The organism is Deinococcus aetherius (assembly GCF_025997855.1).
GTDB classification, from domain to species: Bacteria; Deinococcota; Deinococci; order Deinococcales; family Deinococcaceae; genus Deinococcus; species Deinococcus aetherius.
Window position 1 is genome coordinate 1,798,150 of the sequence record NZ_AP026560.1, and the last position, 19,350, is coordinate 1,817,499.

The 19,350-nt window shown below is 72.3% G+C and carries 17 protein-coding genes; 10 read left to right on the forward strand and 7 right to left on the reverse strand.

All coding sequences use genetic code 11. The features are described from left to right. The first annotated feature begins 40 nt into the window (after window positions 1–40). The 5 genes from DAETH_RS09025 (at window position 41) to DAETH_RS09045 (ending at window position 5,139) form a co-directional block, all read left to right on the forward strand. Window positions 41–625: a chromate transporter gene (locus DAETH_RS09025; protein WP_264774569.1), complete on the forward strand. Its 585-nt coding sequence runs from the start codon at window positions 41–43 to the stop codon at window positions 623–625. After that, entirely contained in the window at window positions 625–1,149 is a 525-nt protein-coding gene (locus DAETH_RS09030; RefSeq protein WP_264774570.1) for a chromate transporter, read from the forward strand. Before DAETH_RS09025 ends, DAETH_RS09030 begins: the two co-directional genes overlap by 1 nt. 217 nt (window positions 1,150–1,366) lie before the next feature. Beyond that, window positions 1,367–3,400: a MalT transcriptional regulator family protein gene (locus DAETH_RS09035; RefSeq protein ID WP_264774571.1), complete on the forward strand. Its 2,034-nt coding sequence runs from the start codon at window positions 1,367–1,369 to the stop codon at window positions 3,398–3,400. Window positions 3,401–3,598: 198 nt separating this feature from the next. Beyond that, window positions 3,599–4,348 (forward strand): AfsR/SARP family transcriptional regulator, encoded by a 750-nt coding sequence (locus DAETH_RS09040; RefSeq protein ID WP_264774572.1) that lies wholly within the window; start codon window positions 3,599–3,601, stop codon window positions 4,346–4,348. Window positions 4,349–4,371: 23 nt separating this feature from the next. After that, the gene (locus DAETH_RS09045; protein ID WP_264774573.1) at window positions 4,372–5,139 is read left to right on the forward strand and encodes a 3-hydroxybutyrate dehydrogenase; all 768 of its coding nucleotides are present in this window, start codon (window positions 4,372–4,374) and stop codon (window positions 5,137–5,139) included. Between the two features lie 38 nt (window positions 5,140–5,177). Here the strand turns inward: DAETH_RS09045 and DAETH_RS09050 are convergent, their stop codons facing one another. Beyond that, window positions 5,178–5,669, reverse strand: coding sequence for a CAP domain-containing protein (locus DAETH_RS09050; RefSeq protein ID WP_264774574.1), 492 nt, complete (start codon window positions 5,667–5,669; stop codon window positions 5,178–5,180). A gap of 118 nt (window positions 5,670–5,787) precedes the next feature. Further along, window positions 5,788–7,848 (reverse strand): M3 family metallopeptidase, encoded by a 2,061-nt coding sequence (locus DAETH_RS09055; protein WP_264774575.1) that lies wholly within the window; start codon window positions 7,846–7,848, stop codon window positions 5,788–5,790. A gap of 104 nt (window positions 7,849–7,952) precedes the next feature. Between DAETH_RS09055 and DAETH_RS09060 the strand changes: the two genes are divergently transcribed. Continuing rightward, complete coding sequence (locus tag DAETH_RS09060) at window positions 7,953–8,975, forward strand: GNAT family N-acetyltransferase (protein WP_264774576.1); 1,023 nt, start codon at window positions 7,953–7,955, stop codon at window positions 8,973–8,975. Window positions 8,976–9,008: 33 nt separating this feature from the next. On the opposite strand, the gene queA is transcribed toward DAETH_RS09060, so the two are convergent. Together queA and DAETH_RS09070 are read right to left on the reverse strand one after the other, a co-directional pair. Beyond that, window positions 9,009–10,118: a tRNA preQ1(34) S-adenosylmethionine ribosyltransferase-isomerase QueA gene (gene queA, locus DAETH_RS09065; protein ID WP_264774577.1), complete on the reverse strand. Its 1,110-nt coding sequence runs from the start codon at window positions 10,116–10,118 to the stop codon at window positions 9,009–9,011. A gap of 10 nt (window positions 10,119–10,128) precedes the next feature. Further along, complete coding sequence (locus tag DAETH_RS09070) at window positions 10,129–10,683, reverse strand: LabA-like NYN domain-containing protein (protein ID WP_264774578.1); 555 nt, start codon at window positions 10,681–10,683, stop codon at window positions 10,129–10,131. A 174-nt stretch (window positions 10,684–10,857) separates the two neighbouring features. Between DAETH_RS09070 and DAETH_RS09075 the strand changes: the two genes are divergently transcribed. The 4 genes from DAETH_RS09075 (at window position 10,858) to DAETH_RS09090 (ending at window position 17,477) form a co-directional block, all read left to right on the forward strand. Beyond that, window positions 10,858–12,150, forward strand: a complete 1,293-nt coding sequence (locus DAETH_RS09075) for an aminotransferase class I/II-fold pyridoxal phosphate-dependent enzyme (protein ID WP_264774579.1) — start codon at window positions 10,858–10,860, stop codon at window positions 12,148–12,150. Window positions 12,151–12,244: 94 nt separating this feature from the next. After that, the gene (locus tag DAETH_RS09080) at window positions 12,245–12,751 is read left to right on the forward strand and encodes a MarR family winged helix-turn-helix transcriptional regulator (RefSeq protein ID WP_264774580.1); all 507 of its coding nucleotides are present in this window, start codon (window positions 12,245–12,247) and stop codon (window positions 12,749–12,751) included. A gap of 52 nt (window positions 12,752–12,803) precedes the next feature. After that, window positions 12,804–14,456 (forward strand): VOC family protein, encoded by a 1,653-nt coding sequence (locus tag DAETH_RS09085; RefSeq protein WP_264774581.1) that lies wholly within the window; start codon window positions 12,804–12,806, stop codon window positions 14,454–14,456. A gap of 216 nt (window positions 14,457–14,672) precedes the next feature. Next, the gene (locus tag DAETH_RS09090; RefSeq protein WP_264774582.1) at window positions 14,673–17,477 is read left to right on the forward strand and encodes a M16 family metallopeptidase; all 2,805 of its coding nucleotides are present in this window, start codon (window positions 14,673–14,675) and stop codon (window positions 17,475–17,477) included. Between the two features lie 149 nt (window positions 17,478–17,626). On the opposite strand, the gene DAETH_RS09095 is transcribed toward DAETH_RS09090, so the two are convergent. The 3 genes from DAETH_RS09095 to DAETH_RS09105 all read right to left on the reverse strand — a co-directional run bounded on the left by DAETH_RS09095 (window position 17,627) and on the right by DAETH_RS09105 (window position 19,244). Beyond that, a complete protein-coding gene (locus DAETH_RS09095; protein WP_264774583.1) occupies window positions 17,627–18,346 on the reverse strand; it encodes an SDR family oxidoreductase in 720 nt (239 codons plus the stop codon). 77 nt (window positions 18,347–18,423) lie between these two features. Further along, entirely contained in the window at window positions 18,424–18,660 is a 237-nt protein-coding gene (locus DAETH_RS09100; RefSeq protein WP_264774584.1) for a hypothetical protein, read from the reverse strand. A gap of 92 nt (window positions 18,661–18,752) precedes the next feature. After that, complete coding sequence (locus DAETH_RS09105; protein WP_264774585.1) at window positions 18,753–19,244, reverse strand: hypothetical protein; 492 nt, start codon at window positions 19,242–19,244, stop codon at window positions 18,753–18,755. Between the last annotated feature and the right edge of the window lie 106 nt (window positions 19,245–19,350).

The window sequence follows — 19,350 nt, forward strand, 5'->3', positions numbered from 1 at the left end:
TCACGGGGAAGGTGAGCGGGCCCGGGCTTACCCTCCGGGCATGACCCGCGCCCACGCCACCACGCCCGAGGACGACCCGCCCGCGCTCTCCCCCACCCCGCTCGCGCTGGCCCGGATGTTCGTGGGCGTGGCGCTGGCAGGCATCGGCGGGGGGCTGCCCGCACACACCCGACGGGCGCTGACCACGCGAGGGTGGATGACGGACGAGGCCTTCGCGGAGACCTTCACCCTGGCGCAGCTCACGCCGGGGCCGAATGCCGTGAACCTCGCCGCGATGGTGGGGGCGCGCCTCAGCGGGCGGCTGGGGGCGGTGGCCTCGACGGTCGGGGTCCTCACGCCCGGTCTGGTCGCCATGCTCGCGGTGAGCGCCGTGACGCTCGGGCTTCCCGGGGGACTGCCGCCCGCCCTGCAAAGCGCGCTGCACGGGGCGGCCTGCGCGGCGCTCGCGGTGCTCCTCACGGCGGCGCTGCCCGTCGTGCGGGTGGGGTGGGGGGTGCGGGGTGGTCCCCTCCTGACCGTGCTCACCTTCCTGGCGCTGGGGGTGGGGCGGCTCGACCTCCTGCCCGTGTTCCTCGTGCTCGTGGGGGCGGGGTTGCTCCTGCACCGGCCGCGCGGGGCCGCGTGATGGGCGACCTGCCAAATCTCTGGGAGCTGATTCTGGCCTTCGCCCGCCTGGGGCTGATCAGCTTCGGGGGAACGAACGTGGCCGAGATGGAGCGTTCGCTGGTGCTGGAGCACGGCTGGATCGACGCGCGGACGCTGGCGAACGGCTTCGCGCTCGGGCAGCTCATGCCGGGGCCGAACATGCTCGCCGTGACCCACTACGGGTACGCCGCCGCCGGGCTGGCGGGGGCCCTGGCCGCCACCCTGGGCTTCTACGGCCCGACCGCGCTCCTGAGCGCCGTGGCCGCCCTGGTGTGGCAGCGGCACAGCGCGCACCCTTGGGTGGCCGCCTTCCGCAACGCCCTGCTGCCTTTCGGGGGCGGGGTGATCCTCGCCGGGGCGCTCGTGCTGGCCCGCACCTCGGTCACCTCCTGGCCCGCCGCCGTGCTCGCGGTCCTCGCCTTCGGGCTGCTGTGGCAGACGCGGGTGAACAGCGCCGTGGTGGTGCTGGGGGCGGCGGCGGTGGGGGCGCTGCTGGGGCTGTAGGGGCGTGGTTGGGAAAGGCTGTCGTACGCAACCGAGCGGGCCGGGATGGCGTGGGCACTCCCCCCTCCCAGCCTCCCCCACGAGGGGGGAGGGGCAAAAACCAAGTTTTCACCGGGCGCATGGGGAATCCCGGGCCACTTCCCGAACAGGCTGCGAGCAGGGGCAGACAGCCGAGTTTTGCTCCGTCACCTCCCGCCCATGCCCTAGCATGGCGTCCGTGGCGACAGAATGGCGTGAACACGCCCCCTTGCGGCGGGCGCGGCCTCCCCAGGTGCGGGGGGCGGTCGCGCGGCCCCGGCTGCTGGCCCTGCTGGGGGCGGCGCGGGTGGTCACGGTGGTCGCCCCGGCGGGGTACGGCAAGACGACGGCGCTCGCCGCCGGGCTGCCGGACCTCGGGCGGGCCGCGTGGCTGACCCTGGACGCCGACGACGCCGACCCACAGGTCCTGGCGGCGGGGCTGGCGGTGGCGGTGGCGGGGCTGCCGGGGGGCGAGGGGCCGGGGGCGCTCCTCGACGCGGGCGCGGCCCCCCGGCGGGTCGCGGCGAGGGTGGCCGACGTGCTCGACCGAGCGGGCGCCCTGCTCGTGCTCGACGAGGTGCAGCACCTGGGCGGGGGGCTGACGGAGGACGTGCTGCGCGAGCTGCTGGGGGGCCGGGTGGCCCTGCTCTCCCGCACGCCGCTCACGAGCCCCGACCTCACCCGGCTGGAGCCAGGCGGCGACCTCACCCGCGTCTCGGCCCTCGACCTGGCGTTTACCCCCGCCGAACTCGCCGAGCTGCTCGCGGCGCAGGGGGTGCGGGCGACGGGCGCGGAGGTCCGGCTCGCCCACGCGGTCACGGAGGGGTGGCCCATCGCGGCGCGCTTTCTCGCGCAGGCGGCGGCGCAGGGGCGGGTGGCCCTCTCCGCGCTCGCCGACCTCGACGGCGGGGAGGCGCAGCTCGGCACCCTCTTTACCTACCTCGCGCAGGAGGTGCTGGGCCCGCTCGACCCCAGCCTGCGGGCGCTGCTCACGCGCGGGAGCGTCTTCGAGGAACTCACGCCCGAGTTGATCGCGGACGTGCTGGAGGAGACCCAGGCGGGCACGCTGCTGAGCGCCCTAGCGAGCGGCGGCACCTTCCTGACCCGGACGGGAGACGCTTTTCGCGCCCATCCCCTGCTGCGGGCGCACCTGCGGGGCCTGCTCGCCCCCGGCGAGGCGCACCGACTCGCGGCGCGGGGCGCGGCCTACTTCGAGCGGACGGGGCGGCCCCGGCGAGCACTCGCCGCCCACCTCGCGGCGGGGAACACGGCCCGGGCGGCCGAACTCCTCGCCCGGCACGGGGGCCGCTGGCTCGACGGGGGCCGGGTGACGCTGGTGGAGCGCAGCCTCGCGCGGGTGCCGCCCGCCGCCTGGACGCCCGCCCTGCACGCCCTCGCGGGGGACGCCCTGCGGCTCTCGTCGCGGTACGGGGAGGCGCTGGCGGCCTACGCGCAGGCGGACCCCCTGGCGCGCTCACTCGGGGAGGCGCAGGTCGCCCTCGACACCGTGCAGCCGGACCTCGCCTGGGGGCCGCTGGACGCGGCCGGGGCCCTGGCGGAGGGGCCGGAGGCGGCGCGGGTGGAACGGATGCGGGCCGAGAACTACCTCAACGCGGGCGACCCGGCGCACTCACTCGCCCTGCACCCCGAGCTGGCGCACGGGGCACGGTACGCCCTGCGCTCGGGGCGGCTGGGGGACGCCCTGGGGCTCGCGCTGCACGCCGCCCGGGGCGAGGCGGGGGGCGCGCGGGCGGCGCAGAACCACCGCGAGGGCCTCTTGCTCGCCAGTTTTCTCCACGCGGTCCTCGGCGAGCCGGGGGAGGCCGCCCGCCGCGCCCGCGAGGGGCTGGCGGAGGGCGAGCGGCTGGAGAGCCTCTTCGTGCGCTCGCTCGCCCTGGTACGGCTGGGCCACGCGGAGGTCGCGGCCGGGCACCCGGCGCAGGCACGGGCGGCCTACGAGGGGGCGCTGACCCTCGCGCAGGACGTGGTGCCCCGCCTCCAGGTCGAGCCCCGACTGGGACTGGCGTACCTGGAGGCCGCCCTGAACCACCCCGTTCCCGCCGCCGAGCACGAGGCCCGGGCCCTCGCCCACGCGGGCGGCGACCGCTACGTGGGGGGGCTGACCCGGCTCGTGGCGGCGCTCGGGCGGCTGCACGGGGGGACCCGGCGGCGCTCGCCGTGTACGCGGCGACCGGGGAGGCGGGGGACGCCCCGGCGGCGGCGCGGGCCGTGACCGCCTTCCCCTTCCTCCTCCCCCTTCCTCCTCGCCCGGCGCTCGCTGCTCTCCCCCGCCCCGGAGCGGGCGGCCCGCGCGGCTCTCCTCGCCCGGCTCGCCGCCCACGCGCCCGGTGCCGGGACCGGGCTCCTGCCCGTCGCGCACGCGCTGGGGTACGGCACGCTCCCCCGGCCCGCCGAGGTGCCCGGCGCAGACGTGCGGGTTCAAGTGCTCGGGCGGGTGGCGGTGACGCGCGGCGGCCAGCCCGCCCGCGAGTGGGGCCGCGCCCGCGCCCGTGACCTCCTCGCCCTGCTCGCCGTCCACGACGCGGGGCTGGCCCGCGAGGCCGCGCAGGAGGCCCTCTTCCCCGGCGCCGACCCCCAGGTGGGCGAGCGCAACTTCCGGGTGACCCTGCACGCGCTGGGGCAGGTGCTGGAGGAGGGGGTGGCGCGCGGCACCTTCCTGGAGCGCGGCGAGTGGCTGCGGCTGCGGGGCGGCCCCGACCTGAGCGTGGACCTGTGGGAGGCCCGCGCGCACCTGGGCGCCCCTCCCGGCACCCCGGGCCGCCCCGCAGCCCTGCTCGATATGCCGGGACAGATGGCCGACACCGACCTGGAAGCCGTGCAGGCCGAGGCCGAACGCCACGCCGCCCTGCTTCCCGAGGCGCTGGCGTCGGAGGCGGGCCACGCCCTGCGGGTGGGCCAGCTCGACCTCGCCGCCCGGCTGGCGGGGCGGGCCCTGAGCCTCGACCCCGCCCATGAGCCCGCCGCCCGCGCCCTGATGCGCGCCTGGCACGCCCGCGCCCACCCCGCCGCCGCCGCGCGCACCTACGCGGCCCTGCGCGCCGCCCTCGCGGAGCTGGGCCTCACGCCCCTGCCCGAGACGGAGGCGCTGCACCGGGCGCTGACGGGAGTGATGAGGGAAGGGCCGGGAGACCCTCCTCTCCCCGCTGAAACCGCGCCGTGACGCGCCCGCCCTAGACTCCCCGCATGATTGCCCCCGAAACCCGCGCCGCCCTCGTCACCGGCGGCACGAGCGGCATCGGCCTCGCCATCGCCCGCCGCCTGCAAAGTGACGGCCTGCGCGTCGCCGTGCTCGACCTCGACCGTCCCCATGCCCGTGAGGTCGCCGCCGGGCACGGCTTGACCTTCATTCCCGGCGACCTCACCCGCCGCGAGGACTGCGCGCGGGCGGTCGAGGGGACGGTGGCGGCCCTCGGCGGGCTCGACGTGCTCGTGAACAACGCGGGGTTCCAGCACATCGCGCCCCTGGCCGACTTTCCCGAGGACACCTGGGACGCCATGCTGCACGTGATGCTCACCGCGCCCTTCCTGCTCAGCAAGTACGCCTGGGCCCACCTCACCCGCTCCGGGCAGGGCCGCATCATCAACGTGGCGAGCATCCACGGACACGTCGCCAGCCCCTACAAGAGCGCGTACGTCAGCGCCAAGCACGGTCTGATCGGCCTGACGCGCACGGCGGCGCTGGAGGCGGGGGACCAGGGCCTCACCGTCAACGCGATCTGCCCGGCCTACGTCCGCACTCCCCTGGTGGAGAACCAGATCCGGGACCAGGCCCGCACGCGCGGCATGAGCGAGGAGGAGGTCGAGGGCAAAGTCCTGCTGGAGGCCGCCGCCATCAAGAGATTGCTCGACCCGGAGGACGTGGCCGCGCTCGTGGGCTACGTCGCCAGCCCCGCCGCGTGGGGAATGACGGGGGCGGTGCTCGACCTCGACCTGGGGTGGACGGCGCGGTGAGGAGGCTGGAGGGCGGCGGTCACCCTGCTGCGACCACCTCAGCGCGGCTCGCTGCTCAGGACGACCACGTACGCTGTCCCGCGTGAGCCCTGCACCACCGCCGCCCCGGCGTGGGTGTAGCGCGGGTCGGTGAGCACGGCGCAGTGGACGGCGGACCCCCGCCACCACCCCACGGCCCCGGCCGGACTCAGGCCCGCCCCCAGGTAGATGATCTCGGTGACGCTGACGGCCCGCACGCCCGTACTCGCCGCCCGCACCCGGGGCGTGCTCCCGTTCACGCCGGTGTGGGTGATGCGCCCGCTGCCCCCCAGGTAGCCCGCCTGCATCCGCGCGGCGAGGGCATGTTCCCCGCTCGCCCGCAGCGGGGCGGCGACCGGGCGGCGGCCCAGCCCCGGACACGAGATGCCCCCGGCGCGCAGAACGTTCAACCCGGCGAGCACCCGCGCCTCGGCGGGGGACTGGGCACCGGCAGGCACGGACGTCAGCGCCACGAGGGTCGCCGCCAGAAACGTGATTTTGGCACGAGGCATGGTGAGGGCAGCATAAAGGGGTCGGGGGAGAAGCGGGCGTCACCGGGGGGGTAGCACGGCCAGGAACAGGGGGAGGACCGGCCCCCGGGAGTCGGGAACCGGTTCCTGTTTCCCCCGCCTACGCCTCGACGAGTCCGCTGCGCCTGAGCAGCGCCTCGGCGTCGGGGTCGCGGCCCATGAACTCACGGTAGAGGTCGGCGGCGTCGGCGCTGTTGCCCCGGCTGAGGATGGCGGTGAAGAACGCGCGGCCCGTCTCGCGGTTGAAGACGCCCTCACGCGCGAAGCGGGAGAAGGCGTCGGCGTCCAGCACCTCCGCCCACTTGTAGGAGTAGTACCCCGCCCCGTAGCCCACCGGGTTGGAGAACAGGTGGGTGAACTGGGCGATCCGGGCGTAGCCTTCCGGGAGGCGGTAGGGGGAGAAGCGGCCCATCACCTCGCGGGCGACCCGGATGGGATCGGCGCCGGGCACCTCGGGGTCGAACTCGACGTGGAGCACGAGGTCCACCGTGCCGAAGGAGAGCTGGCGCATCGTGGCGTTCGCGGCGCGGTAGTTGCGGGCGGCGATCAGTCGCTCGAAGAGTTCGCCCGGCAACCGCTTCCCCGTCTGGTAGTGCCGGGCGAAGAGGTCCAGCGCCTCCCGCTCGGTCACCCAGTTCTCCATGATCTGCGAGGGCAGTTCCACGAAGTCCCAGGCGACGCGCGTGCCGCTCAAGCTGCGAACCGGGACCCGCGAGAGGGCGTGGTGGAGCAGGTGGCCGAACTCGTGGAAGACCGTCTCGACCTCGCGCAGGGAGAGCAGGGCGGGCGTGTCACCCGAGGGCGGCGTCATGTTGCCGCACATCAGGCCGAGGTGGGGCTCTACGCCGTGCTCACGGGGCCCGCCCGTCACGAAGCCGTTCATCCAGGCGCCGCTGCGCTTGGTGTCGCGCGGGAACCAGTCGGTGTAGAAGGAAGCGACGTGCGTTCCCCCCTCGTCGAGGATGTCGTAGTACCGCACCTCGGGGTGCCAGCCGGGGGCCCGCGTCTCACGCACCGTGATCCCGAAAACGCGGTTCACGATCTCGAACAACCCCGCGAGCACCCGGTCCAGCTCGAAGTAGGGCCGCAGGGCCTCCTCGTCGAAGTCGTATTTCGCCTGGCGCTGCTTTTCCGCCCAGTAGGCCACGTCCCAGGCTTCGAGGGGGGGCGCGTCGGGCCCGGCTTGCTCCCGGTAGAAAGCCTCCAGCTCGGCGTTCTCGCGCTCGAAGAAGGGGCGGACGCGCTGTTCCAGGTCACGCTCGAAGGTCAGGGCCCGCTCTCCCCCGCCCGCCATGCGGTCTTCGAGCACGTAGTCGGCGAAGTCGCGGAAGCCCAGGATGCGGGCCTGCTCGCGGCGGAGCCGCAGGATATCGAGGACGAGCGGGCGGTTGTCGCGCCCCGGCTGGCTGCCCACCGAGTTCTGCGCGAGCCAGAGTTCGCGGCGCAGCTCGCGGTCGTCGGCGTAGGTCAGGATCGGCTCGGCGACGGGCTGGTGCAGGGTGAGGCGGTGGCCCTCCTTGCCGTGGGCCTCGGCGTCGCGCCGGGTGGCCTCCTTCACCCGCTCGGGCACGCCCGCCAGGCGCGACCCGTCCACATACAGTTCAAAGGCGGCGGTCGCTTCCAGAACGTTCTTCGAGAAGTCGTTCGTGACCCCCGCGAGTCGGGTGTTCACCTCCAGCAGCCGCGCCTTCTGGTCCCCCGGCAGGTCGGCGCCCTCGCGGCGGAAGTCGTCTATCGTCAACCTGAGGTGCCGGGCGCGCACGGGGTCGAGCGACCGGGCCCCCTCCGTCTGCGCGAAGCCCTTCAGGGCCGCCCAGAGGCCGGAGTGGAGGCTGAGCCCGGTGTAGAACTCGGTGACCTTGGGGAGGATGGCGCGCTTGGCCGCCTGCCACTCGGGGCTGCTCACCACGCCGTCGAGGTGCGAGACGATGACCCGCACGGTGTCGAGTTGCTCGGTCAGCGTGTCGAGGTCCGCCATGAAGTTCGCGTAGTCGCGCTCGCCCGACCGCGCCAACTGCTCCAGGCGTTCCCGCGTCGCCGCGAGCAGGGCGTCGACGGCGGGCTCGGCGTGCTCGGGCCGGATGCGGTCGAAGGGGATGCGGAAGCCGACGTTCAGCAGCGGGTTCTCACTCTGAACCGGCGCGTCCTGGAGGGAGGTCATAGCCCGGAGTATAGAGAGCGGCGGGATGAGAGGGAGGCGCACCTGCCGTGCGAAAGCACGCCCCCTCCCCCCGCCAAAGGGCGGATGACGCGGCGGGAGGGGGCGTGCTGAACTCTCACATGGACGAGTCCCCGCAGGTTCAAACGCGCCCCCTTCCCCCGCTGCCCCCCGGCGTGACATTGCACCCCGCCACACCCGCCGATACCGCCCGGGTCGCCGCCTTCCTGACGGCCGCGCACCCCGAGTCGCCCGTCGCCCCCGAGGACCTGAGGCGGCTGGACGCGGGCCGGGTGACGGGCGAATTCCACCTCCGCCTGCTGGCCCTGGCGGGGGGCGAGATCGTGGGCCTGGCCGAGGTGGGCGTGCCGCGCATGGACGGACACCCGGGCTGGCTCGACGTGACCGTGCGGACCCTGCCCCGGTGGGCGGGCAGCCCCCTCGCCGAGGCCCTGCTCGCCCACGCTGAGGCGGCGGCCCTGGACTCCGGCGCCCACACCCTCGTCACCCGCGTGCGCGAGGACTGGTGGGAGAAGCCCTTCCTGGAGGCGCGCGGCTACCGCGAACACGACCGCATGTGGCCGAGCACCCTCGACCTGCGGACCCTCGACTTCGCTGGTCTCGCCCGCCACGAGGAGCAGGCGCGGGCGGCGGGGGTCCGTATCCGCCCACTCAGCGAGTTGGGCGACCTCGACGAGGGGCAGCAACGCCGCCTCTACATGCTGATCGCCGCCCTCCTGCGCGACGTGCCGAGCGCCACGCCGGTTGACGTGTGGCCCTTCGAGCTGTGGCAGCGCCGCGTGATGGACCGCCTCAACCCGGCGGGCCTCTTCGTCGCCGTGACGCCGGACGGGGAGTGGGTGGGCCTGAGCGAATTGCACCTGCCCATCCCCACCCGGCCCGGCACCCTCCACAACGGCCTGACGGGAGTGCTGCCCGGGTGGCGGGGGCGCAGCATCGCGTACGCCCTCAAGCTCGCCGCCGCCCGCGCCGCGCTGGAGCGGGGCTTCACCCACGCGCGCACGAGCAACCACAGCGTCAACGCGCCCATGCTCGCGGTCAACGCCCGCCTGGGCTTCGTGCGTGAGACGGCGACGGTGACGCTGACGCGGGAGGTGAGTGGTTCGTAGGAAGTGGTCAGTGGAAAGGGACAGGCTACAGCCTCAGCCCTGGCCTTCCTGTCCCACTGACCACTGACCACTCCCCACTGCCCTCTCCAGCAGCATCGCGTCCCCCAGTGAGTAGAACCTATACCCCCGGGCGAGCGCCGCGTCGTAGGCCGCCTTGATCCTCGCCTCGCCCGCGAAGGCCGCCACCAGCAGGAGCAGGGTGGAGCCGGGGAGGTGCAGGTTGGTGATCAGGAGGTCGGGCACCCGCACGGCTGTTCCCGGCGTGATGAAGATGCGGGTGTCGCCCTCGCCTGGGCTCACAGTCCCGTCCTCGTTCGCGCTGCTCTCCAGGGCGCGTACGGTCGTGGTGCCCACGGCGACGACACGGCGGCCCTCCGACTTCGCCGCGTTGATCGCCCGCGCCGTCTCCTCGCCGACGGCGTACCGCTCGGCGTGCATCACGTGGTCGGCCACGCTGCCCGTGATCGGGCGGAAGGTGCCCGCGCCGACATGCAGGGTCAGGGTGTGGCGCTCCACGCCCATCCCGTCCAGCCGACTCAGGAGTTCCGGTGTGAAGTGCAACCCCGCCGTCGGAGCGGCGACGCTGCCGGGTTCACGTGCGTATACCGTCTGATACCGCTCGCGCCACCGCTCGTCGCTGTCCCCGGCGTTGATGTAGGGGGGAAGGGGCAGCCGACCGATTTCATCGAGGTGTGCTTTGATGTCGTGGTCGAAGCGCAGCAGACGGGCACCGTCCTCCAGAATGCCGACGACCTCGGCGCGGTGCTCCCCCAGCCACAACTCCTTCCCGGCCCGTTTCGCGGGTTTGAGGTAGGCGGACCAGACGTTCGCCTCTTCTTCCCGCAGGAGCAGAACCTCGACCTGGCCGCCGCCGCTGTGCTTGCCGTCTGGGGCGTTGACCACAGGCTTGCGGGCCATGACGCGGGCTGGAATGACGCGGCTCTCGTTGAAGACGAGCACGTCGCCGGGGCGCAGGAGTTCGGGGAGATCGCGGAAGACGCGGTGCTCGATTCCCTCCCCCACCACCATCAGCCGGGAGGAGTCGCGGGGTTCGGCGCCCGTCTGGGCGATGCGTTCCGGGGGCAACTCGAAGGCGAGGCGGGCGAGCACGGCGTCCGCGTCGTTGTTGCTGGAAGGGGTCATTCCTCGGTGCTCACTCCTCGGGGCGAGCGGCCTTCTCGACCTTCTGGCGGGCGGGCATCAGGGCGTCCTCCAGGTCGGGGAGGTGGGTGAAGCGGTCGGCGGCGTCGATGAGCTTCTGGGCGGTATGCTCGCGGAAGGCGATGACCTCCACCCGCTTGCCGCGCTCCTGAAGCACCTCCACGATGTCGGTGAAGTCGCCGTCGCCGCTACCCAGCACGGCCACGTCGAGGTGGTCGATCAGCCGCACCATGTCGGCCACGATGCCCATGTCCCAGTTGCCTTCGTAGATCGGCCGCCCGCCCTCGGTGACATGGTGCAGGGTCAGGTTCATCCGCCGGACCTTGAAGCCCAGCGTGCTGAGCTTGTAGATGAAGGGCCGCGCCGTCGCCTCACCCTCGCGCTCGACGGTGTAGGCGATGGCGTGGACGAGTTCGCGCCCCCCGGTGGCGGACCGCAGGATCGTCTCGAAGTTGACCGTGCGCTCCAGCAGGTCGCGCGCCGAGTGGTAGAGGTTCTGGGTGTCGATGAAGACGCCCACGCGGGGGCGGGAAACGACGTACTGCATTGGGGGTTCTCCTGTTGGACGTGCCGGAAAGGGGCGGGATCAAAGGCGGGGTGCTGAAAAGAAGGCGTCCGGGGATGCTCACCGGGCCGCCCGCAGTGTAGCAGCGCCCCTCCTTGTCCGCCCCGCTAACCAACCCCCCTCCCCCGCTGGGGGCGGCGCGGGTAACGTGGGGGCATGACGACCGACACCGTGCAACCCGGCCCCGGGCAACCGAGTGACGCCCTCGCGGCGGCGCAGGCGGCGTACGACGCCCTCAAGGCGCGCCGCCTGGGGCTCAACATGCAGCGCGGCCAGCCGAGTGACGCCGACTTCGACCTCTCGAACGGCCTGCTGACCGTGCTCGGCGAGGGCGACCTCCGTATGGACGGCCTCGACCTGCGGAACTACACGGGCGGCGTGACGGGCCTACCCTCCGCCCGGGCGATGTTCGCCCACTTCCTCGACGTGAAGGCGGAGAACGTCGTCGTGTGGAACAACGCCAGCCTGGAGTTGCAGGGGTTGGTGCTCTCCTTCGCCCAACTGCACGGGGTGCGGAACAGCACCGGGCCGTGGTTCACGCAGCAACCCAGGATGATCGTCACCGTCCCGGGCTACGACCGCCACTTCCTGCTGCTGCAAACGCTGGGCTTTACGCTGCTCACCGTCCCCATGCAGCCCGACGGCCCCGACGTGGAGGCCATCGAGCGGCTGGCGGCGGACCCCACGGTCAAGGGCGTGCTGTTCGTGCCGACCTACTCCAACCCCGGCGGCGAGTCGATCAGCCCGGAGAAGGCGCGGCGCCTGGCGGGACTGAAGGCGGCGGCCCCCGACTTCACGATCTTCGCGGACGACGCTTACCGGGTGCACCACCTCGACGAGGAGGACCGCGACGAGCCCGTGAACTTCGTGGTGCTCGCCCGGGACGCGGGCTACCCCGACCGCGCCTTCGTCTTCGCCAGCACGAGCAAGGTCACCTTCGCGGGGGCGGGGCTGGGCTTCGTGGCGAGCAGCGAGGACAACGTCAAGTGGCTCTCGAAGTACCTGGGCGCCCAGAGCATCGGCCCGAACAAGCTGGAGCAGGCGCGGCACGTCCGCTTCCTGGAGGCCTATCCCGGCGGCTTGGAGGGGCTGATGCAGGCCCACGCGCGGCTCATCGCCCCCAAGTTCCGGGCCGTGGACGAGACGCTGCGGGCGGAACTGGGCGGGAACGGCGAGTACGCGACCTGGACCTCACCGAAGGGCGGGTACTTCATCAGCCTGGACACGGCGGAGCCGGTGGCGGCGCGGGTGGTGCAGCTCGCGGGTGAGGCGGGGATCAGCCTCACGCCCGCCGGGGCGACGTATCCGGACGGGCAGGACCCAACGGGACGCAACATCCGCCTCGCGCCGACCCGGCCGCCAGTGGAGGAGGTCTACACGGCGATGCAGGGGGTCGCCGCGTGCATCCGGCTGGCGACGGAGGAATACCGGGCGGGGCGGCGGGGGTAGACGGCGACCTGTCCCGCCCGGCTCCTCTGGACGATGAGCGAAAGGCTCCCCCCGGACGCTTGATTTCCCCCCCCGGGGCACCGACCATATTCTCATGCCCACCCGTTACTCCGGCTCGGCCGAGGAGCGCGCCGCGCTGGACGCGTATATCAAATTATGGCGAGCGGCCCACGCCGTCGAGATGGCCGCCAACCGCCACCTGGGCGACCACGGGCTGACGATCAGCCAGTTCGGGGTGATCGAGGCGCTCTACCACCTGGGGCCGCTGAGCCAGCGCCAGCTCGCCGAGAAGATCCTGCGCTCCAGCGGCAACCTCACGATGGTGATCGACAACCTGGAGCGCGACGGCCTGGTGCGCCGCGAGCGCGACCTCCAGGACCGCCGCGTGATGAACGTCTTCCTCACCGACTCGGGCGAGGCCCTGGTGGACCGCGTGCTGCCCGCCCACGTGCGCGGCATCCGCCGGGTCTTCCAGGTGCTCGACCCCGCCGAGATGGCCCAGCTCACCGAGCTGACCCGCAAGCTCGGCCTGGCAGTGATGGAGAGAGAACGCGAGGAGGAACGGCTCGCCTTCCGGGCCCGGGCGCGCGTGGACGGGTAAGGCCCCGGCCAACCACACGCCCATTCGTTTAACATCGAGCTACCATGGTGCCATGACCTCCCCCACCCCCCGCATCCCCGGCACGACGCCCGTGAAGGGCCTGCATCACGTCACGGTGATGGCGCAAGACCCGCAGCGCAACATCGACTTCTACTCCCAGACGCTGGGGCAGCGGCTCGTCAAGGTCACCGTGAACTTCGACGACCCGGGCACGTACCATTTCTACTACGGCGACCTCACCGGGCAGCCGGGCACGATCATGACCCACTTCCCCTGGCCGGGTGCCAAAAGGGGCACGCGGGGCAACGGCGAGGTCGTGGCGACGGCCTACAGCGCCCCCCGTGAGAGCCTGGGCTACTGGCAAGACCGCCTGAGCGAGCACGGTTTCACGTTCCGCGAGGGGACGCGCTTCGGCGAGACGATCCTGACCCTGGAGGACCCGGACGGCACCTGGGTCGAGCTGATCTTCGAGGGCGGCCAGCCCGTCCAGCCCTGGCCCGCGAGCCCGGTGCCGCAGGAGCACGCCCTGCGCGGCTTTCACTCGGTCACCGCCTGGGTGCGGGACACGGGCGGGGTGCGCGACCTCCTGGTGGGGCAGCTCGGCTTCACCGAGGAAGGGAGCGAGCCGGACGCGGAGGGAAGGCGCACGCGGTTCAAGGGGAGCGGCGAGGGGCTGGGCCTCTTCGTGGACGTGGTCGAGCGGCCCGGGAAAGGGCGCGGGAATTTCGGCGCGGGGAGCGTCCACCACGTCGCCCTGCGGACCCGAAACGACGCCGAGCAGGAGGCGTACCTGGCGGGGCTGGAGGCCGCCGGATACCGCCCGACTCCCGTGCAGGACCGCCAGTACTTCCACTCGATCTACTTCCGCGAGCCGAACGGGGTGCTCTTCGAGATCGCCACCGACGCCCCCGGCTTCCCCGCCGACGAGCCCGTGGAGGAACTGGGCAGGCACCTCAAGCTCCCCGCGTGGTTCGAGTCCCGGCGCGCGACCATCGAGGCCCACGTCCCGAAGATCGTGAACCGCGAGTACGGGGTGACCATAGGCACGCGGGACCTGGGGGCCGCCCCCCAGCCCGCGCCCGAGGTGAACGGCGTGGAGGTCTACACGGCGGGCCGCCCCCTGGAGGAGGCGCGAGTGGCGATGGTGCTCCTCCACGGGCGGGGCGGGACCGCCCAGGACATCCTGGGGCTAGCCGAGGAATTCAACCTGAGCGCCTTCGCCTACCTGGCCCCGCAGGCGGAGGGGAACTCGTGGTATCCCCTCTCCTTCCTCGCGCCCGTGGAGCGCAACCAGCCCCACCTCGACCGCGCCCTCGCCACGGTGGACGGGGTGCTGGGCGAATTGGAATCACGCGGCATTCCTCCCCACAACGTCGTGGTCGGCGGCTTCTCGCAGGGCGCGTGCCTAGCTCTGGAGTACGCCAGCCGGGCGGGGCGGCGGCTGGGCGGGGTGATCGCCCTCAGCGGCAGTCTGATCACCCTCGACCAGCGCGGAGACCTCGGCGGCACGCCCGTCTTCATGGGGGTCGCGCCCGACGACGCGCACATCCCCCTCTCCCGCTTCCAGGAGAGCGCGGCGCACCTGCGCGAGCGGGGGGCGGCGGTGGACGCCCGCGTGTACCCCGGGCTGGGGCACGCGATCAACAAGGACGAACTCGACGCGGCGCGGGAGATCATGCAGAGGGTGGTTGGCGGGAGCCTGTAGGGAATGGGCGGACAGGTCTGGAAAAACTACGGCCCCGGTCCACCCCCGATCCTCCCAGGCTGCCGACAAGGTGGCCGGGGCTCCGGATCACGCGGAACTCCACATCTCGCGCCACCTATAATCCGGGCACACCCACACGTCCACGGCAGGCGCCCCCAAGGGCGGAACGTGGTCTGGCCTTTGTTCGCACCCTCGCCCTATTCCCAGAGGTTCGAGATGATGAAACGCTCGCTGGCGGCGCTCCTCCTGCTCTCCACCCTCTCCCTCGGCGCGGCGCAGAGTGTCGCCGCCGAGCAGTACCGGCTGCCCAACGGCCTGAACGTGGTGCTCCACGTGGACAGGACCCTGCCGGTGGCGTCGGTGAACGTCTGGTACCGGGTGGGCAGCAAGGACGAGGTGGCGGGCCGCTCGGGCTTCGCGCACCTCTTCGAACACCTGATGTTCATGGGGACTAAGCGTGCCCCCAACTTCGACGACATCATGGAGGCGGGCGGCGGCAGCAACAACGCGAGCACCTCGCGCGACCGCACGAACTACTACTCCAGCGGCCCGAGTTCCTTCCTGCCCACGCTGCTGTGGCTGGAGGCGGACCGGATGGAGGCCCTGGGCGCGAGCATGACCCAGGAAAAGCTGGGCCTCCAGCGCGACGTGGTGAAAAACGAGCGCCGCCAGCGGTACGAGAACGCCCCCTACGGCCTGGTGCCCGAGACGCTGAGCCGCCTGCTCTACCCCCAGGGCCACCCCTACTACCAGATTCCCATCGGGACCACCCAGGACATCGACGCGGCCACCGTCAACGACGTGAGGAGCTTCTTCCAGACGTACTACGTGCCGAGCAACGCCTCCCTGGTGGTGGCGGGCGACTTCGACCCGGCGGTGGTCAAGCCCCTGATCGCGCGGCTGTTCGGCGACCTGCCGGGCGGCCAGCCGGTCGTGCGCAAGCCCGTGCCCCCCGTCAACTTCCAGGGGGTGAAACGCTCCACCCTCACCGACCGCGTGCAGGCCGCCAAGACCGTGATGGCGTGGCACAGTCCGGCGATCATGGGGCCCGGCGACGCGGAACTCGACCTCGCCTCCCTGCTGCTCTCGGACGGCGTGACGAGCCGCCTGTACCAGAAACTGGTGGCCGAGACGGGGCTGGCGTCCGATGTCAGCGCCTACCAGCAGTCGCAACTGCTCGGCTCGGTCTTCGTGATCGAGGCGACCCTCGCGCCCGGGAAGAGTCAGGACGCCCTGGAGGCGGCCATCGACGAGGTGCTGCGCGACTTCAGCGCAAGGCCCGTGGACGCCGCCGAACTGAGGCGGCAGGTGGAGAAGTACGAGTTCGCCACGCTGAGTTCCCTGCAAGCGGTGGAGGACAAGGCGGATTCGCTGAACGCCTACGCCTTCTACTTCGGGCAGCCGGACGGTTTCAAGCGTGACCTCGACCGTTACCGTAACGCGACCCCGGAGAGCGTGCGCGCGACGGTGGCCCGGGTCCTCAACCCGCAAAACCGCGTGATCCTGCGGGTGGTGCCCCAGACCCAGGCGGCGCAGGGTCAGGCGCAGCAGAGCGCACCTCAGGCTCAGGCCACTCAAGCCGCGTCCCAGCCTCCCCAGGCCCCGACTCAGGCCCAGGTGCCCCAGGCGCCACCCACCCCGCCCCAGACCCTGCGGAGCGGCGTCAACCCGCGCGACCAGCGCCCGGCGGACCTTGCGCCGCGTGCCTTCACCCCGCCCGCCCCCACCGAGTTCACCCTCTCCAACGGCGTCAAGGTGCAGTACTGGCAGCGCGGGACAGTGCCCCTGGTGAGCATCCAGACGGTCGTACGCGGCGGGAGCGAACTCGACACGCCCGCGACGGCGGGCCGCGCCGCGACGCTCGCGGACATGCTCGACGAGGGCGCGGGCAACCTCGACGCGCGGGGCTTCCAGAGTGCCCTCGATCAACTCGGGGCGCAGTTCGGGGCGAGCGCGGCCCGCCGGTACACGACGGCGAGCCTGTCGGTGACGGCCGAGAACCTCGCGCCCGCGCTGCGGCTGTACGCCGACGCCCTGACCCGCCCCCGCCTCGACGAGGCCGAGTTCGCCCGGGTGCAGCGGGTGAACGTGCAGGCCCTGGAGCGGGCGCGCGACAATCCGGGCACCGTGGCGAGCATCGTCTCGCAGCGCGAGTTCTTCGGGCAAAACCACCCCTACGGGCGGCCCCTGAGCGGCTACGCGAACACGGTGGGCAACTTGAAGCTGGCCGACCTGAGGGCCCTGCACACCCGCCTCTTCCAGCCACAGAACGCGGCCATCTTCGCGGCGGGCAGCCTGAGCCCCGAGGAGTTCAAGGCAAGCCTCGAACAGGCCCTCGGCACCTGGAAGAACACCGGCTCCGCCTACACCTCGCCCACCTATCCGGCCCCCGCCAACAGGGCACTGCGGGTGCTCGTGGTGGACAAGCCGGGCGCTCCCCAGACGGTCGTGCGCTTCGTGATGCCCGCGCCGCCCGTTCAGGACGCGCGCAGTAACGCCCTGAGGAGTCTCAACACCCTGCTGGGCGGCAGCTTCACCAGCCGCCTTCAGCAGAACCTGCGGGAGGACAAGGGCTACACCTACGGGGCGGGCAGCGGCCTGCTTCAGGATGTGGGCACCGGCTACCTCGTCACCACCGCCAACGTCGAGACGGGCGTCACCGGCCCCGCCGTGCGGGAGTTCCTGAACGAATTCACCCGCCTGCGCCAGGGCGACGTGACCGCCGACGAGGCCGCCAAGACGGCCGCCACCCGCCGGGCAGACACGGTCGCCTCGCTCGGCACGCTGGAGGGGCTGGTGAGTACGGCGGCGGGGCTGTACGCGCAGGGCAAGCCCTTCTCGGCCCTGGGGCAGGAGCTGGAGCAACTCGGGCGCTTCGGGGCCGCCGACCTCAACCGCCTCGCCCCGGCGGCCCTCCCCTACGAGCAGGGCGTGCTCGTCCTCGTCGGGGACCGCGCCAAGATCGTGCCGCAATTGCAGGGACTCGGCCTGCCCGCGCCGGTCGAGGTGAAGTTCGACTGAGACTGGGGCCGTCTGGTGCTTCCCGGCCAAGCGTCTGACGAGTGAAAAGGGGCTCTCCAAGTGAAGCGCAGCGTCTCGCTTTGGTCACGAGACGCTGCGCTTCGTTGGACACGGCAAGCACGATCACGACGCGCCCCTGTGGGCCCGCCTTACTTCTGCGGCGGCCTGCTCGGGCGCACCTCGATCCGGCTGGGAAGGGTCCGGGCGGGCATCTCCAGCAGGTCGAGGGTGAGCTGGGCGATGTCTTCCGGCTGGATCTTCCAGGCGTCGGCCTCGCTCGGCGTGTGCCCGGCGAAGTGGGTGGCGACGCTGCCAGGCATGATCTGGGTGACCTTGATGTCGTGCTGGCGCAGGTCGAGGGTCAGGACCTCGGAGAGGCCGTTGAGACCGAATTTGCTCGCGTTGTATGCCCCGCCGCCCGCGAAGGGGTTGCGTCCCGCGAGGCTGGAGAGCGTGAAGATGTACCCGCCGCGCGCCTTGAGAGCCGGGATGGCGGCCTTGACCGTGTAGAAGGCGCCGCTTAGGTTGGTGTCGATCACGTCCTGCCACTGCTGGACGGTCAGGTCGGCGACGTTGGCGAAGTGCCCGACGCCCGCGTTCACGAACAGCACGTCGAGACCGCCGAAAGCCTCGACATGGGCGTCCACCTCACGCTGGAGCGCCTGAGGATCGCGCACGTCGCACACCACCCCCCGGGCACCCTGGCCGATGCTCCGGGCGGCGGCCTCGACCTCGTCCTGGTTGCGGCTGGTGAGGGTCACCCCGTACCCCGCCACCGCAAGTGAGCGCGCGACCGCGAGGCCGATACCCTTGCTCGCTCCCGTCACGAACGCGCTTTTTGCCATCGCTCCCGAACCATTCTGCGTCATCCGGGAACGCTAACACGCCCCGAGCTAGGGACGGGGGCAGGTGAAGGGGCCCTCAACCCCCGCGCCTGCCCCCGTCCTCAGGAGCCGAGGAAGGGTTGCGCCTCCGGGTCGCCGGAGTGGCGGCGCACCGAGTCGAGCGCCACCGCCAGCACGGAGATCACCAGCACCAGCCCGAACGTAACGAGGGCCAGTTCCAGCCCCCCGCCGAGCACAAAGGCCACCAGCCCCAGCAGCAGGGCCAGCGGCACGATCCAGTAGGCCCGTTTACGTACGCTGACATAGGCGCAGTACCGAAGGTGAGCCGCTCTGTTCATCTCTGTCCCCTCCATATCGTTTCTTAATTATGAGGGGACTTTGTGAGAAATTCGTCATATCGCCCACCCTCGGCCTGAGGACACGGGGGCCTCTAGGGCAGTCGCTTGGCGAGTTCGCCGTACACGTAGTTGGCGGCCTCCGCCTGGTACTGCCAGAGGGTGAGCAGGCCGAAAGTTTCGTTGAGGCTGACGCGCTCACCGCCCGGCAGGTCGAAGTCGAGGCGGGCGTTCAGCTTGGCCCAGGGCACCAGGGCGCCCGGCGCGACGAGGACGGGCGTGACCCGGATGGCCCCCGGGGTCCCGGAATCGGCAGCAACGGTGGCCCCGGGGTAGCGCCGCTTGATAGCGCTTCCCGAGTCGCGCTGCATGGCCCCCAAGATTCCGGCGCGCTGCTCGGGGTTCAAGATGTTCGGGTTGCCCTCGATGCGCGGGTCGAGAATCACGTAGGTGGCGGTGCCCAGCGTCCGGGCGTTCCAGGCGGAGGCGGGCGGAGTCGGGGCAGCTCCGGCAAGGGCGGCGGTCAACCCCGTCAGGGTGCCGAGGGCGAGGAAGGTCAGGCCTGGGTGGCGGGCGGTCACAGTCATGCCGAACAGTGCAGCACACCACGGCTGACGCACCATGAATCCGCCGTGAGCGGGGCGGCGGCCCTCCACCCGTGCGGAAAGGTCGCCGCCGCCCCGCACCCTTCGC

Coding starts and splice junctions, on each gene's coding strand:
- DAETH_RS09075 (WP_264774579.1), top strand. CDS start 10,858: ATGACGACCGACACCGTGCAACCCGGCCCCGGGCAACCGAGTGACGCC.
- queA (WP_264774577.1), bottom strand. CDS start 10,118: ATGACCCCTTCCAGCAACAACGACGCGGACGCCGTGCTCGCCCGCCTC.
- DAETH_RS09095 (WP_264774583.1), bottom strand. CDS start 18,346: ATGACGCAGAATGGTTCGGGAGCGATGGCAAAAAGCGCGTTCGTGACG.
- DAETH_RS09105 (WP_264774585.1), bottom strand. CDS start 19,244: ATGACTGTGACCGCCCGCCACCCAGGCCTGACCTTCCTCGCCCTCGGC.
- DAETH_RS09100 (WP_264774584.1), bottom strand. CDS start 18,660: ATGAACAGAGCGGCTCACCTTCGGTACTGCGCCTATGTCAGCGTACGT.
- DAETH_RS09045 (WP_264774573.1), top strand. CDS start 4,372: ATGATTGCCCCCGAAACCCGCGCCGCCCTCGTCACCGGCGGCACGAGC.
- DAETH_RS09070 (WP_264774578.1), bottom strand. CDS start 10,683: ATGCAGTACGTCGTTTCCCGCCCCCGCGTGGGCGTCTTCATCGACACC.
- DAETH_RS09025 (WP_264774569.1), top strand. CDS start 41: ATGACCCGCGCCCACGCCACCACGCCCGAGGACGACCCGCCCGCGCTC.
- DAETH_RS09055 (WP_264774575.1), bottom strand. CDS start 7,848: ATGACCTCCCTCCAGGACGCGCCGGTTCAGAGTGAGAACCCGCTGCTG.
- DAETH_RS09090 (WP_264774582.1), top strand. CDS start 14,673: ATGATGAAACGCTCGCTGGCGGCGCTCCTCCTGCTCTCCACCCTCTCC.
- DAETH_RS09050 (WP_264774574.1), bottom strand. CDS start 5,669: ATGCCTCGTGCCAAAATCACGTTTCTGGCGGCGACCCTCGTGGCGCTG.
- DAETH_RS09030 (WP_264774570.1), top strand. CDS start 625: ATGGGCGACCTGCCAAATCTCTGGGAGCTGATTCTGGCCTTCGCCCGC.
- DAETH_RS09085 (WP_264774581.1), top strand. CDS start 12,804: ATGACCTCCCCCACCCCCCGCATCCCCGGCACGACGCCCGTGAAGGGC.
- DAETH_RS09080 (WP_264774580.1), top strand. CDS start 12,245: ATGCCCACCCGTTACTCCGGCTCGGCCGAGGAGCGCGCCGCGCTGGAC.